This window comes from Brucella sp. TWI559 (assembly GCF_039674265.1).
Classification (GTDB): Bacteria; Pseudomonadota; Alphaproteobacteria; order Rhizobiales; family Rhizobiaceae; genus Brucella; species Brucella chromiisoli.
The window spans coordinates 304,005-319,021 of record NZ_JBDJNE010000001.1 but is presented as its reverse complement, the minus strand read 5'-3'; the positions used below and the strand labels follow the sequence as shown (position 1 = coordinate 319,021).

Genomic DNA, 15,017 nt, shown 5'->3' with positions numbered 1-15,017 from the left:
ATCAGAACTCCGGTTTTGCAGCAAGCGGCGTGGCAGGCGCAGCGCTCGACTGATAAGCGGCTTCAACCAGCGCCATAGTTTGCCATGCATCTTCAACCGAGCCGATCAGTTCTGTATCTTCACCAGTGGCGAAGCGCTGCAATTGCGCCATGCGGTTTAAGAATGCGTCCGGGAACCATGCGCCTTGAAGCTCCACCTGCACCCAGTCGTCGCCACCCTTTGGCTTGATCCAAAGCTCGTCCGGTTCCCCGCGCGGATAGTCAAGATTGACACCGAGTTTCACATAGGCAGCCCCTTCGGTGCCGCAAATGCGGAACTCGCAGGCCTGAAACTTGCGGCCAAAATCATGGTCGTGATTGATCGACAGTGCACAGCGCACGCGGTTGCCGTAATCGAGAATAGCAGCCGTGCGGGTCTGGGCGACTTCGTGGTTCGGATGGCCAATGGTTTTGGCATGAACACCTTGCGGATTACCGAGCAGACCACGCACGAAATCGAGATAATGGATCGAGTGCATGGCGATCTCGATGCGCGGCAGGCCTTTGAGGAACGGCCACAGACCCCAAGGGGTCGCAAGCGCCAGCCATGCGTCGAAATCCACGACTTCACCAAGCAAGCCCTTATCGACGGCGTCGTAAAGTGCCAACATCATCGGCGCGAAACGCAGCTGGAAATTCACCGCAGCCTTGAGATTGCGCGCACGGCAGACTTTCAGGATTTTCGTAGCACTTTCCAAGTCGCTGCCCATCGGCTTCTGAATGAGACACGCCGCACCTTCCGGCAATTGCGACAGGATCGAAGCATGGGCTGAGGGCGGCGTTGCCAGATCAAAGATTGCGTCTTCAACGGCAAGTGCCTCTTGCAAGTTTGCGAAAGCTTTCACGCCCCATTGAACAGCAAGCGCTGAAGCCTTGTCCAGATTGGGATCGAAAATGCCTGCAACCGGAAAGCCGCCCTGCTTATAGGCTGGCAGATGCGCATCGCCGACAATGCTGCCCGCGCCGAAAATCACGATTGGTTTCGGTGTGGCAGGCTTCGCCCACCATTGGCGCAGGCTTTTCGGATCGAAAGCTTCAGTCATGATGGAAAACCTCCTCCATCATGGCCCACCACTCGCCCTCTTTACGGGTTTCAAATGGCTTCTGGCAAGGCATACAGACTGACCACCATTCCTGATTTTTAGGATTATCGGCCATCTTCTTCATGTCAGCTCCAAAGTCCGTGCCGACATATTCCCATGTGCCAAACAGCAGGTTTTCCGGCTCTTTGAGAAAGATCGTATAATTGGTGATGTTGCATGCGGAAATGAGTGCGAGAATTTCCGGCCACACGCTCGCGTGCAACTTTTTATAGTCTGCGATCTTTTCAGGCTTCAGCCCGATCACCATACCCATTCTTTGAACCATTACGATCTCACGATCTCGCGGGTGAATTCGGAAACCGAACGCGCGCGTACAGCATCCCAATCCCAAGAAATACCAATGCCAGCTTCCGATGGGGCAATGGCGTGGCCATCACGAATTTCCATGCCCTTTGTGGTCAGGTCATCAAGCTGCGGGATATATTCGACATAGCGCCCGTTCTGCACGGCACAGGTGAGGCTGACATGCAGTTCCATCAGGAAGTGCGGGCAGACCGGAATGTCGAACGCTTCTGCGGCGTGGGCCACTTTCAGCCATGGTGTGATGCCGCCGATGCGCGCCACATCCACCTGAACGATAGAGCATGCGCCCTTCTGCATATATTCGCGGAAATGGCGGATCGAATAGATCGATTCACCCACCGCAATCGGTGTCGGTGTGGAACGGGTCAGGCGGATATGGCCATCAAGATCATCCGCCGGAAGCGGCTCCTCAATCCATGCAAGATCAAGTTCTTTCAGACGCTCGGCGCGGCGGATCGCTTCATCCACGCTAAAGCCCTGATTGCAGTCGGTCATGATCTCAAAGCCATTACCAACGGCTGCGCGAACAGCCGCAAGACGTGCATAGTCTTCCGAACCATGCGGCTTGCCGATCTTGACCTTGGAACCGGAAAAGCCCTTGGCCTTGGCAACTAGTGCATCCTCAACCAGTGCTTCTTTTTCGATATGCAACCAACCGCCTTCGGTCGTGTAAAGCGGACAGCGATCCTTGGCACCACCCGCAAGCTTCCACAGTGGCAGGTTCTGCTTTTTCGCACGCAGATCCCAGAGGGCCGTGTCGATTGCGGCAAGCGCTAAGGCCGTAATCGCACCAATGGTTGTGGCATGGGTTGCAAATTCGAGCTTGCGCCAGATCGCCTCAATGCAATCGGCATCCTCGTTGATAATCAGCGGCACCAGATGATCGCTCAAGAGCCGCATGACGGACGAGCCGCCGGTGCCGATAGTATAGCTATAGCCTGTACCAACAGCACCATCGCTGTCGGTGATGGTGACAATTGGCGTTTCCTGACTGACAAAGCTCTGGATCGCATCAGTACGCTTAACCTTCGGCGGAAGGTCAACCATGCGCAGTTCGACTTTTTCAATCCGTGCCATGATTAAACTGCCAAACTCTTACCACTTGCCGCATCAAACAGATGCGCCTGCGATAGATCAAAATGCATTGAGATCGCTTCGCCGGAGTTAAGGTGACGCGGGTTGAGCATGCGCGCCACCCATTCCTTTCCGGCAAACTCGACAAAGACCAGCGTTTCATTGCCAAGCGGTTCGGTGATCGAGACAGTCATATCCTGCTCATGCGATGTTCCGGCATCGCCGGTAGAAATGCCGTGGCCGGTCGGGAACAGATCATCCGGGCGAAGGCCGAATGTGACCTTCGCGCCTTCCGTGACCTTGGCTTTGAATTGTGCGGGCACTGGCAGACGTTCACCCGTGGCAAAAACCAATTCTGCACCTTGCACCGTTGCCTCGGCCATATTCATCGGCGGCGAGCCGATGAAGCCAGCGACAAACTGCGTTGCCGGACGCTTGAACACTTCATCCGGTGTTCCGACCTGCTCAATATGGCCATCGCGCATGATGACGATACGATCAGCCAGCGTCATGGCCTCGACCTGATCATGCGTCACGTAAACAACTGTCGACTGAACCTTGGCATGGAGCTTCTTGATCTCAGTGCGCATCTGCGTGCGCAGCTTCGCATCGAGGTTTGAAAGCGGTTCGTCAAACAGAAACACTTCCGGATTGCGCACGATCGCGCGTCCCATGGCAACGCGCTGGCGCTGACCGCCTGAAAGCTGCGCCGGACGACGTTCTATCAGCGCTTCAAGGCCAAGAATGCTGGATGCTTCATTGACGCGGCGGTCGATTTCCGCCTGCGGCTGCTTAGCGATTTTGAGCGAGAAGCCCATGTTCTCACGCACCGACATATGCGGATAAAGCGCATAGGACTGGAACACCATAGAGATGTTGCGATCACGCGGCGGCAAATCGTTGACTTGCCTGCCGCCGATTTCGAGTGCGCCATCCGAGATGCTTTCAAGACCTGCAATCATGCGCAGCGTCGTGGACTTGCCACAGCCCGAAGGACCAACAAGCGCAACAAATTCCTTGTCGGCGATTTCGAGATTGATGCCATGCACCACTTCGACAGTGCCATAACGCTTGACAAGATTTTTAATGGAAAGCTGAGCCATTTTATATCAACCTTTAACCGCGCCGAACGTCAGGCCAGCAACAAGATGCTTCTGAACGATGAATGTGAGGGTCAGCGCCGGAATAATCATCACGACCGCCAGCGCGCACATGCCACGCCAGTCGATGGTGAATTCAGCGGTGTAATCGAGAAGACCAACAGGAAGGGTCTTGGAATTAATAGAACGGGTGAGCTGGGAAGCCAGCGCATATTCGTTCCATGAGGTGAGAAAAGCGAAGATGCCTGCGGTCGCAATGCCCGGACCAGCCAGTGGAAACTCCACCTGCCAGAAAGCCTGCCAGCGTGTGCAGCCATCAATCTGCGCTGCTTCCGCCAAGTCTTTTGGCACCTGACGGAAGAAGCCGTCGATCAGCCAGATCGTGAAAGGCACATTGAGCGCCACATAGGTGATGATCAGGCCGAAATGCGTGTCGATGATGCCAATACGCGAATAGAGCATGAAGAGCGGCAACGAAAGCGCTATACCCGGCACCGAACGCGTCAGCATGAGACCAAGGAATGTCGTCGACTTGCCAAAGAAGCGGAAGCGCGCAAAGGCATAGCCACCCGAAACACCGACAACCAGCGCAATGAGGGTCGATGTGACCGAGATAATCAGCGAGTTGCGGAAATAATCCCAGACCGGAATACCGCCACCGCCTGCGCCTGAGAACATCGCATAATAAGCATCGAGCGTGATTTCCTGCGGAATCCAGACCGGAGGCTTTGCCATGATTTCAACGGGGGGACGCAACGACGAAAGCACGATCCACAAACCCGGAAGACAGATGATCGCCATCGCCAGAAACAGGCCGATGAGATAGGCGACTTTTTTGACGCGGCGCAGCAGGCGATGCTGATCATTAGAGAGTGTTGCGTGAGCCATGATTACCACTCCGCTCCGATTTGCGCGCGTGCAGCTGCAAGCTTGCGGAAAAACATTACGGTGAAGAGGATCGAAAGCAGGATCGCGACATAGGCCATGGCATTGGCAAGCCCCATCTGCGCATCCGAATAGGCGGTGCGTCCGACCAGCGTCCAGATCAACTCGGTGCGGCGTGCGGGGCCACCATCGGTCATGATTTTCACGATGTCATAAGCGCGTGCCACATCGAGCGAACGAATGGTCATTGCGATGAACGCAAACGGCATCAGATAAGGCCAGATGACATAGCGGAATGTCTGCCATGGCGTGCAGCCGTCAACACGCGCCGCTTCCACCGGATCCTGCGGCATCGACAGAAGACCGCCAAGAATGAGGATCGCGAATACCGAAGTGGACATCCAGACTTCTGCCAGCAGAATGGCAAACAGCGCCAGATTGCCGTCGATCAGCCACGGAATAGCCTGACTGGTGATGCCTAACGATTGCAGCGCATTGTTCACCAGACCAATATTGTCGTTGAACATGAACTTGAACTGGAAGCCGACCAGAACCGGCGAGAACATCATCGGGAACATCATCAGTGTGCGCAAAAGGCGCTGGCCATGGGTGGCCTTGTTGATGAGCAGCGCCAGACCAAGGCCGAGCAGCATTTCCAGATTGAGCGCAATGGTGAGGAAGATCACCGTGCGAATGAATGCAGCCCAGAACACCCAGTCGGTCATGATGCGCTGATAATTGCGCAGGCCGATAAAGGTAAACAGGCTGTCAGGACGCGTCAGCCGGAAAGGCGTGAAGCTTGAATAAAGTGAAAGCGCGAGGGGAAACAAAACCACCGCTGCGAGAATGATGAAGGCCGGAAGCAAAAGCAAAACCGGCGGGGAAATTCGTTTAAACATTGTTCTTCCGAGGCGGTGTATCAGCGGGAAACCCTGTCAAAACGGCCCGCCATTGGTTTTCCAAAGGCGAGCCACGGGGGTATTAAACGAGGTTACAGCTCGCCTACATCCTCAAGGATCAGCGTTGCCTTCTTGGCTGCATCATCAAGTGCCTGCTGTGAGGTCTTGTCGCCAAGGATAGCTGCCTGAAGTTCAGGATAGACAGCATTGGAAATCTCGATCCATGATGGGGTCTGCGGAACCGGGAACGCGGTCTTTGCCGTTTCCTGGAACACGGAGAGCACTTCCTTCTTATATGGATCAGAAGCGGCCTGCTCGATCACATAATCCCAGACAGCAGTACGAGTTGGCAACGTGCCTGCGGCTGATTCCTGCTTCTGCGAGTCTTCATTGGTCAGGAACCAGACAAGCGATGCAGCAGCATCCTTGTTGTCACAGGATTCTGTGACTGAGAAGCCATGATGACCTGACCAGCCCGTGCGCTTGCCAGCGGAACCTTCAGGTGCAACCACAACGCCGACATTGCCAGCAACTTTCGACGACTTTGGATCGTTGAAATAGGTTGCCCAGCCCGGCCAGTCCAGATTGAGCGCAATGGTGCCCGACGCAAAGCCAGCACCCAGCTCATCCCAGAGATAATTGGTGGTGCCAGCCGGAACAGCCTTGTCTTTATAGAGATTAACAAACCAGTCGAGCGCACGTACACCGGCTTCTGAGTTAAAAGCTGGTTTGCCGTCAGCATCCAGATATTCGCCGCCTTCAGCGACCAGCATTTCATAGAAGCGGCCATTGATGGCTTCTTCCTTGCCTGCAAACTGTGTGCCGTAGAAATTCGGTGGATCAGCAAAGAATACCGCCTGATCGGACACTTCTTTCCAGGTCTTAGGCGGTGCGAGATCGTAGCCGTATTTTTCCTTGAAAGCCGCCTTCTTGGCGTCATCTTCGTAAAGGCTCTTTTGATAATAGAGCGCCGAAACGTCAAACTGCGCGCGCGGCAGCATAACCAGCTTGTCGTTGAGTGTGGAAGCTTTGATCGTGGACGGAACAAAGCCTTCCAGTTCCTCTTTGGGAAGCAAGCCGTTCAGGTCTGCATAAAGGTCAGGATATTGCGGGGCAAATGAGGAATGGTTGGAGCCGACGCACCAGTTGATGGAGCGGGATGCAATGTCCGACTTGATTTCCTTGTCGAGCTCGAAGTGGTTCTTCTTGGAGAGAATATTGACCTTTGCGCCGGTCGCTTTTTCCCATTCAGCGATCCGCGAATAAAGCGCCTCATATTGCTGGCCACCAATCAGCTTGGCGTTGATTGTAACGCCTTCGAATTTACCCGGAAGATCGGCCGCCCCCGCAGAAATCATCCCTGTCGCCAGCAGAACAGAACCTGCCAGCACAGAAGTCGTAAAATTCCTCATGCTTTCCTCCTCATGACGGACACTCCCATATCCGCCCCCAATTGTGAATTCTATATTTATATGCAAACATAATATTCACAATGGGTCAAGGCGCTTTCGATATGATCCCGTCTTTCATCGCCGGCGGTATTCGCATATAAAATGAGATATTCATAAGGGGACTGAACTTGGAAACAGACGATCGTTATCGCGCTCCTGCACTCGACAAAGGACTGGACATTCTCGAATTGTTGGCCAGTGTCGATGGAGGTTTGAGTCAGGCCGAGATTGCCAAATATCTCGACCGCAGCCCCAACGAATTTTACCGGATGCTGGACCGTCTGGTGAAGCGTGGTTACGTGACCAAGCTCGAAGGTGACCGCTATTCGCTGACGCTCAAGCTGTTTGGCCTTGCGCATCTTCATGCGCCGGTACGCAGACTTGCTTCCTTTGCCACCCCTTTCATGCGCGAACTTGCGGATCGCTCACGACAGGCTAATCAGCTGGCCGTGTTTGATCGCGGTTCCGTTGTGGTGATTGCGCAGCAGGAAGCCCCGGAATACTGGGGTATTTCGATCCGCGTCGGCTCACATATCAGCCTGTTTGACACCGGGTCCGGTCATGTGCTGCTCGCCTTCCGCACACCGGAAGAGCGCAAGATGATGATCGCCGAATATGTCAAACACGGTGAAAGCGGCAATCTCGATGAAAGCTTCTATGAGCGGCTCGACCAAATCCGTGAGCGCGGCTATGAAATGATGCCCAGCGCACAGGTCGCTGGCGTCTATAACCTCTCCGCACCCATTCTTGGGCCGGATGGTTCCTGTATTGCAGCCCTCACCTGCCCCTATGTGACTTTGGTGAATTCAGCTTCCGCGCCTGACATTACCCAGACCATCAGCCTGCTGCAAAAAACCGTCAAAGATCTGTCCAGGCTTGTCGGATCAGATATTGGCACAACTGATTAAGGGCTAAAGAGTAAATTCGTATTTGAAAACTCTCTTCTTTTTTGAAATTATGCAATCGGAGGAGAGTTTTTATGATTATCGATACGCATCTGCATCTGATTGACAAAAGCACGCTCAATTATCCATGGCTTGCGGACGTGCCTGCGCTCAACCGCGACTTCCTGTTTGAGACATACAGACAACAGGCAGAACGCTGCGGCATTCATGCCGCATTGCATATGGAAGTGGACGTTGCAGCGGATGCGATTGAAGCTGAAACCAAGCATATTCAGGCTATTTCCATCGCCAATGGTGGCTTCATCAAAGGTGCAATAGCCTCATGTCGCCCGGAAGAACCGGGATTTGCCACGTATCTGGAGCAGAGCCTGCGCAATCCCTTTATCAAAGGTTTTCGCCGTGTGCTGCATGTGGTGCCGGACGAACTGTCCGAAGGTGCTTTGTTTCGCGAAAATATCAAGCGGTTGCAAGGCACGGGACTGACCTTTGATCTCTGCGCACTCCCGCATCAGATTGACAAGGTTCTGGCACTGGCCGACCTCGCACCGGACCTGCAATTCGTGCTTGATCACTGCGGCGTGCCGGACATCAAATCGGGCGCGCTGGAAGTCTGGCAGAAGGGCATCACCGAGATTGCGCAGCGCGATAATGTGGTCGCCAAGATTTCAGGTGTGGTCGCCTATGCAAAGCCTGAAAGCTGGACGGTCGAGACCCTGCGCCCCTATGTCGAGCATGTGATTCAGTCCTTCGGCTGGGAGCGGATCGTGTGGGGCAGCGATTGGCCGGTCTGCACCTTAGCGAGCAATGTCGATGCCGGTCTTTCCACATGGGTCGCGACAACCCATGCGCTGATTAAAGGATGCAGCGAAGACGAAAAGGCGCTGCTGCTTGCGGATAATGCAAGGCGCCTTTGGAAGCTATAAACTGATTGGGCTGGCGAGTTGATCGCCAGCCCAATATTTTTTGATTAAAAACTTGCGCGGAAAAGCCGGTTAAGATCGGCGACGACATGTTCCGCCTTCTCGTTTTCCTGCAAGCCCTTGTTGATGCGCTCGGAGGCCGCTTCCTGAAACGACATATAGCCATCGTGACGCGGACGCACCCATGCACCTTCCAGCGTCGAGCGGGTGTCGCGATAAAAGCCTAACGTCGCAGCATTGACTGCATCGTCTTCCCAGGCTCCCGCATGCCCCGGTTGGCCGTTGGAAGCAGCATAAAGCCCCTTTTGCACGTCACCGCTTGCAATCCAGTAAGCAAAATCAATCGCGGCTTGCGGATGCCTGCTGAAGGCTGAAACGGCAATGCCCGTGCCCCCCAGAGCAGAACCCGCAACACCCGCCGGCCCCGATGGAATATCGGCAAAGCGGATCAGCCGGTCACGGAAGCCCGGCATGGCGTAATTCACATAGCCGTAAATCAGCGGGGAGCAGGCGATTTCAGAGTCCGGCGCTGCCATTTCTTCAAACACGGCAATCGGATCCATGCCGAGACATTCAGGCGCAACCAACGAAGCCAGTTCGCGCAGTTGTTCGAAAGCGTGTGAGCCATCCTCAACAGAGATCAGTTCGCCTTCCACTGAGCAAGGTGTTCCGGCATTGGCGGCGAGTGTATAAAAGCTCATCAACGAATGCGGTGAGCGCAAGGGCAAAAGCACCTTGCCAGCGCGGGCAAGACGCAGCACTTCGCCCCATGAAATGGCCGGATCATCCATCAGGTCAGGACGCCATGCCTGAACCTGTGTCGCTGAATCCACTGGAAATGCCCATTGCCGACCCTGCCAGTTATAGCTTGGAAAAGATTGGCCCACGGAGCCATCGGCAAGCGCCGCAAGTTCCGCTTCGCGCCCCGGCACATCAAGCGGCAGTAGGCAGCCTTCTTTGGTGATCTGGCCGACATGCGGATGGTCGATCACGATCATATCGAAATTGCGCGCCAGTTCCTCAACCGGAAAGGTCTCGAAATCCTGTAGCGAGCGCTTTTCCCACTCGATTTCAACGCCCTTGTCAGCAAGCCATTGTTGAGCACCCGCAACCATCGGATCATAGCCGCGCGGGTGGCTCCAGGTCATGCCTTTCAGCTTGATCGTGCTCATAGTCCGAATTCCTCGCGAATTTCTTTGCTGTTTTCGCCAATGCGCGGCGCGGCGCGTGAGACCTTCGGGCGCTGCCCATTGATGCGCAGCGGCGAACGCGTCGTGGTGATGGAAACATCATCCGCACGGGTGACTGTTTGCAGCATGTCGAGGGTTGAAAACCCTTCGCTTTTGAGCAATTCTTCCCAGTTGAGAACGCGCGCGCACCAAATGTCAGCGGGTTCCAGAATGGCGAGCCATTCATCGACGGTTTTCTCCGCAATACGCGCAGCAATCAGACGTTTGATTTCATCGCGCTGTGCAAATGCAATCTTCGGATCGTCCATGAAAGGCGCAAGTGTATCTGTTTCAAGCAGGGGTGCGAGTTTCGCAATCGGCATCATGGCAATCGCCAGATAGCCGTCCGACGCCGGATAAACCCCATAGGGTGCTGAAAGATAAGCGTGGGCGCTACGGAACTCAGAACGCTTTGGCAGACGACGACCGTCGTTCAGGTGGGTGGTCAGCACTTCAAACTGGAAATCGACCAGTGCTTCGAGAAGGCTGGTTTCGACATGCGAGCCTTTATTGGTGATGCCACGGCGCACCAATGCTGCGAGAATACCTTGTGCAGCCGCAGCCCCTGCCAGCATATCGGCGACCGCAAGACCAAAGGGGACCGGCCCCTGCCCTTCATCACCATTGAGCCACATCAGGCCCGAACGCGCCTGCGCCAGCAAGTCCTGTCCCGGACGCCCGACCCATGGCCCCTCTTCGCCATAGCCACTGATTGATGCATAGACGAGACGCGGGTTGATTTGCTGAACGGCCTCGTAATCAAGGCCAAGACGCTTAATAACACCGGGACGGAAGTTCTGGATCAGCACATCGGCCTGTGTGAGAAGCTTCTTCAACACGATGAGATCGTCAGGGTTTTTAAGATCAATCGCAAGGCTGTCCTTACCGCGATTGATCGCATGAAAAATCGTGGAATCGCCACCAATTTCCGTGTCGCTCAGATAAAGTCTGCGCGAAAGGTCGCCGCCATCGGGCCGTTCAATCTTGATGACACGTGCGCCCAGATCCATCAGACGCAACGAACAATAAGGCCCCGACAGAAACTGGCTCATATCGACAACGACAAGCCCGCTCAACGGCAGTTCGCTTTCCGACATTGGGAAATTCCCTCCTCATGAATTTCTTATGTGAATACAGTCTTCACATATGGATTTATGGAAGGCAAGCCGAAATGAAGCGCAGAATACAAAAACGCCGCCCGGTTGGGCGGCGTTTTCAGTAACACAGGGGATCAATCAGACTTCATTGCTGGCCAGTTCCAGCAAGGTCCAGACGTGATCTGCAAACGAATTCCACACTTCGATGCGGTAATGATCGGCATCCCATTTCAACAAAATGATCTGGGCGTGATCAAAGATTGTGCGCGCAGCACCCGGATGCCCCATCTCGGCAAGATTAAGCGGCGAAGCGGCATTGAGCAACCATTCGGCCTTGGAACCGGAAATATCGATGCCGGTTTCACGGTGACTGACTTCCGTCAGGCTATGCGGCTCATTTTCATAAAGCTTGGCAAAAGCCTGTGTAATCGCTGCGCCTCTGCTTTCGTCTGCCCAGATATACCATTCATCCGGTCCGATGCAGGCAACCGCAATATCATCTGTGCGGATAAGACCACCGACTTTAGCCGGAATTTTTGCACCCAGCGCCTTTTCAGCCAAGCCCAGTTTTTCAGGCGCAATGCGCAGAATGAAACGGGCTGCATCTTCTGCAGCAAAGATTTCCAGACGACCGGGAATGACAACCTTGCGGTTCGAATAAGGTTTTGTCTCAACAAGCATGGTTCAATCCTTATCCGTTTAACTTCTTGCCTTCGGGATCATAGAAAACCATACCCGAAACAACTGCTTCATTTACGCTACCATCCGGCATCGGCATATAAAGCGTTTCGCCCATACGATCCTTGCCACCCGATACCACAGCCATGGCGATAGACCGGCCCAGCGCCTCGCTCCAGTAAGCCGACGTGACATGGCCAAGCATCGTCATCGGAACAGCCTGCTTTGGATCAGCGACAATCTGCGCACCTTCTTCGAGCACCAGCTTTGGATCTTTGGTTAGAAGGCCCACCAGATGCTTGCGATCCTTTTTCAGCATATCGGGGCGTGTCAGCGAACGCTTGCCGACGAAATCCGGCTTCTGCTTACCAACAGCCCAGCCAAGGCTTGCATCATCCGGTGTTACCGTGCCGTCCGTATCCTGACCGACAATGATATAGCCTTTTTCCGCGCGCAGAACATGCATGGTTTCGGTGCCATAAGGCGTAATGTCATATTGCTGACCCGCTTCATAAAGCGCCTTCCACAGCGAAAGACCGTAACGAGCGGGCACGTTGATTTCATAGCCGAGTTCGCCGGTGAAGCTCATGCGGAACAGACGCGCCGGTACGCCGAGGAATTTGCATTCCGCGACCGACATATGCGAGAAAGCTTCATCGGAAATATCCAGACCTTCAACCATTGGCTCAATGAGCTTACGTGCATTCGGGCCATTGATTGCGACCACAGCCCACTGTTCAGTGGTCGATGTGAGCGAGACCTTCAAGTCCGGCCATTCAGTCTGGAGATAATCTTCCATCATATTGAGCACGCGAGCTGCACCGCCGGTCGTGGTGGTCACATGGAAACGATCCTGTGTCAGACGACCAACAACACCGTCATCGCGGATGAAGCCATCTTCGCCGAGCAGCAGACCATAACGGCAGCGACCGATACCAAGTTTCGTCCATGGATTGGTATACATACGGTTCATGAATTCGGCCGCATCCGGGCCAACCACTTCGATCTTGCCGAGCGTTGAAGCGTCGAACATGCCCAATGATTCACGTGTAGCACGACATTCACGCGCTACGGCCTGATGCATGTTTTCGCCGGTTTTCGGAAAATACCATGCGCGGCGCCACAGCGAAACCGGCTCGAAAGCTGCGCCATGCTGTTCGGCCCAGCTATCAATCGGTGTCTTGCGTGTGACATCAAACAGTTTGCCGCGATTGTAACCGCAGAAAGCGCCAAAGGTCGTCGGCGTATAAGGCGGACGGAAGGTGGTGAGGCCAACCTGCGGTGTCGGGCGCTTGAGCGCATCGGCTGCTACAGCCAGACCGTTGATGTTCGACGTCTTGCCCTGATCGGTCGCCATGCCGTTGGTGGTATAGCGCTTGACATGTTCGATGGAGTGAAAGCCTTCGCGCACAGCCAAACGAATATCCTTGGCGGTCACATCATTCTGGAAATCGATGAAAGCCTTGGCTTTGCCCGGATCGCGATCCGTTGGCAGTTCGCGCACGCTGATGCCATCGCAGATGAAATCACCGGCAACCGCATATTCGGATGCCTTGGCTTTATGGCCTGCATCCTTCGCAGCGGCAGCACCCGCTTCCGCACCCTCACGAAGAGCGGCCTGCAAATCGAAATTGCCATTACCAGCACCGGCACAGCGGCTTTCCTCGGTGCGTTCGCCCGGCAGATAGATCTGACGTGCTTCGTCCCAGATCAGCGAGCCTTTGGTGTGCGAGAAAAGATGCACACTCGGATTCCAGCCGCCCGACATCAGCAGAGCATCACAGGCAATCGTGCGCGCAGCACCGACCGAACCATTGGAAACCGGATTAGCGCGCACCGACGATACGCGATGGCGACCGCCTGTGTCCGTCACAGTCCAGCCCGTGAGCGTTTCAATGCCGAGCATTTTTGCACGATTGATAAGGCTGTCGGCAACGCTTGAACGCACATCGATGATGGCCGGAATTTTCACGCCTGCAACCGCGAGATCAAAAGCTGCAAGCCATGCGCTGTCATGCGAGGTGACGACAACCGCCTGATTGCCGACCTTGACGCCATAGCGGTTGAGATAGGTGCGGGCAGCGGACGCCAGCATCACGCCGGGGCGGTCATTGCCCGCAAAGACCAGCGGCTTTTCAATCGCGCCCTGCGCCAAAACCACCTGCTTGGCACGCACGCGCCACATGCGTTCACGCGGGGCATTGGTGGCGGGCTTTGCCTGATGATCGGTCAGGCGCTCGCAAAGCCCGACCATGTTCTGATGATAATAGCCAATGGCAGTTGTGCGCGGCAAAAGCGTGACATTCGGATTGGCTTTAAGGACCGCAATAGTTTCACTGAGCCAGTCCCAGCTTGCGCGGCCATTGATGACCGGCTCTGGTTCCGACAGAAGCGAGCCGCCAAATTCGGCCTGTTCGTCAACGAGAATAACCTTCGCACCACTCTTTGCGGCCTCAAGCGCGGCAGCCAGACCGGCAGGTCCACCGCCAGCGATCAGCACGTCGCAGAAAGCATAGCGGCTGGCATAAGTGTCTGGGTCCGGTTCGGATGGCGACTTGCCAAGACCGGCAGCGCCACGGATGAAAGGCTCATAGACCTTGTTCCAGAAGCTTTTCGGCCACATGAAGGTCTTGTAGTAAAAGCCTGCCGAGAAGAACATGTAGAGCGCATCATTGATCGCGCCGACATCGTGTTTCAGCGACGGCCAGTGGTTCTGCGTTTCGGCCTTCAGACCGTCATAGAGTTCGAGAATCGTTGCGCGGGTATTCGGCTCGTAGCGACCCGATCCTCTTGAGACGCCCATCAGCGCATTCGGCTCTTCGGAACCTGCGGAAAGAATACCGCGCGGACGGTGGTATTTAAATGAACGACCGGCCAGATGCTCGCCATTGGCAAGCAAAGCGGAGGCCAGCGTGTCGCCTTCAAAACCCGCATAGGATTTGCCATTGAAGCTGAACCGTACGGATTTGGCCTTATTGACACGGCCTTTGTTATGAATGCGCATATCGGTCATTATTTTGTCTCCGCAGCCGGAGTTTCTGCCAAAGCAGGACGGGGTTCACCGGCCTTGTAGGTGGTGACAAACTTGTCGCTCACCGTGTCACGCACCGCATTGAAGAAGCGACCGCAGCCATTGATATGCCGCCAGCGTTCATAATGGGTGCCGCGTGGATTGGAGCGTGTGAACAGGAAATCACGCCATTCATCATCGGAAAGCGTCGAGGGGTCGGCTGGACGCGCGATATGCGCTTCACCTGCATAAGCGAATTCCAGTTCAGGACGTTCCATCTCGCAATAAGGGCAACGGATAAGAAGCATTTTGTGTTTCCCCTATT

The 15,017-nt window shown here is 54.9% G+C and carries 14 protein-coding genes; 2 read left to right on the top strand and 12 right to left on the bottom strand.

What is annotated here, in order from left to right; genetic code table 11:
* Position 1 precedes the first annotated feature (1 nt).
* From ABE530_RS01440 to ABE530_RS01410, 7 genes are all read right to left on the bottom strand, one after another.
* Positions 2-1,081, bottom strand: coding sequence for a Gfo/Idh/MocA family protein (locus ABE530_RS01440; protein ID WP_499693366.1), 1,080 nt, complete (start codon positions 1,079-1,081; stop codon positions 2-4).
* Positions 1,074-1,406 (bottom strand): L-rhamnose mutarotase, encoded by a 333-nt coding sequence (locus ABE530_RS01435; RefSeq protein ID WP_499693365.1) that lies wholly within the window; start codon positions 1,404-1,406, stop codon positions 1,074-1,076. The genes ABE530_RS01440 and ABE530_RS01435 overlap by 8 nt, the downstream gene beginning before the upstream one ends.
* Positions 1,406-2,521 carry a mandelate racemase/muconate lactonizing enzyme family protein gene (locus ABE530_RS01430; RefSeq protein ID WP_499693364.1) on the bottom strand — a complete coding sequence of 372 codons (1,116 nt, stop codon included), beginning with the start codon at positions 2,519-2,521 and terminating at the stop codon, positions 1,406-1,408. The genes ABE530_RS01435 and ABE530_RS01430 overlap by 1 nt, the downstream gene beginning before the upstream one ends.
* Before the next feature lie 2 nt (positions 2,522-2,523).
* Positions 2,524-3,621 (bottom strand): ABC transporter ATP-binding protein, encoded by a 1,098-nt coding sequence (locus ABE530_RS01425; protein ID WP_499693363.1) that lies wholly within the window; start codon positions 3,619-3,621, stop codon positions 2,524-2,526.
* Positions 3,622-3,627: 6 nt separating this feature from the next.
* Positions 3,628-4,506, bottom strand: coding sequence for a carbohydrate ABC transporter permease (locus tag ABE530_RS01420; protein WP_265982813.1), 879 nt, complete (start codon positions 4,504-4,506; stop codon positions 3,628-3,630).
* Between the two features lie 2 nt (positions 4,507-4,508).
* The gene (locus ABE530_RS01415; RefSeq protein ID WP_499693362.1) at positions 4,509-5,402 is read right to left on the bottom strand and encodes a carbohydrate ABC transporter permease; all 894 of its coding nucleotides are present in this window, start codon (positions 5,400-5,402) and stop codon (positions 4,509-4,511) included.
* Positions 5,403-5,494: 92 nt separating this feature from the next.
* Positions 5,495-6,814, bottom strand: coding sequence for a type 2 periplasmic-binding domain-containing protein (locus ABE530_RS01410; RefSeq protein ID WP_265982809.1), 1,320 nt, complete (start codon positions 6,812-6,814; stop codon positions 5,495-5,497).
* Positions 6,815-6,966: 152 nt separating this feature from the next.
* On the opposite strand from ABE530_RS01410, the gene ABE530_RS01405 reads away from it, so the two are divergent.
* Both ABE530_RS01405 and ABE530_RS01400 read left to right on the top strand, forming a co-directional pair.
* Positions 6,967-7,761: an IclR family transcriptional regulator gene (locus ABE530_RS01405; RefSeq protein WP_265983833.1), complete on the top strand. Its 795-nt coding sequence runs from the start codon at positions 6,967-6,969 to the stop codon at positions 7,759-7,761.
* Between the two features lie 71 nt (positions 7,762-7,832).
* Positions 7,833-8,681 (top strand): amidohydrolase family protein, encoded by an 849-nt coding sequence (locus ABE530_RS01400; RefSeq protein ID WP_499693361.1) that lies wholly within the window; start codon positions 7,833-7,835, stop codon positions 8,679-8,681.
* Positions 8,682-8,725: 44 nt separating this feature from the next.
* Here the strand turns inward: ABE530_RS01400 and ABE530_RS01395 are convergent, their stop codons facing one another.
* The 5 genes from ABE530_RS01395 to ABE530_RS01375 all read right to left on the bottom strand — a co-directional run bounded on the left by ABE530_RS01395 (position 8,726) and on the right by ABE530_RS01375 (position 15,000).
* Entirely contained in the window at positions 8,726-9,850 is a 1,125-nt protein-coding gene (locus ABE530_RS01395; protein ID WP_499693360.1) for an extracellular solute-binding protein, read from the bottom strand.
* Positions 9,847-11,004: a CaiB/BaiF CoA transferase family protein gene (locus tag ABE530_RS01390; protein WP_499693359.1), complete on the bottom strand. Its 1,158-nt coding sequence runs from the start codon at positions 11,002-11,004 to the stop codon at positions 9,847-9,849. Before ABE530_RS01390 ends, ABE530_RS01395 begins: the two co-directional genes overlap by 4 nt.
* A gap of 138 nt (positions 11,005-11,142) precedes the next feature.
* Positions 11,143-11,685: a sarcosine oxidase subunit gamma gene (locus ABE530_RS01385; protein WP_499693358.1), complete on the bottom strand. Its 543-nt coding sequence runs from the start codon at positions 11,683-11,685 to the stop codon at positions 11,143-11,145.
* Between the two features lie 10 nt (positions 11,686-11,695).
* Complete coding sequence (locus ABE530_RS01380; protein ID WP_499693357.1) at positions 11,696-14,695, bottom strand: sarcosine oxidase subunit alpha; 3,000 nt, start codon at positions 14,693-14,695, stop codon at positions 11,696-11,698.
* A complete protein-coding gene (locus ABE530_RS01375) occupies positions 14,695-15,000 on the bottom strand; it encodes a sarcosine oxidase subunit delta (RefSeq protein WP_007873390.1) in 306 nt (101 codons plus the stop codon). The genes ABE530_RS01380 and ABE530_RS01375 overlap by 1 nt, the downstream gene beginning before the upstream one ends.
* Between the last annotated feature and the right edge of the window lie 17 nt (positions 15,001-15,017).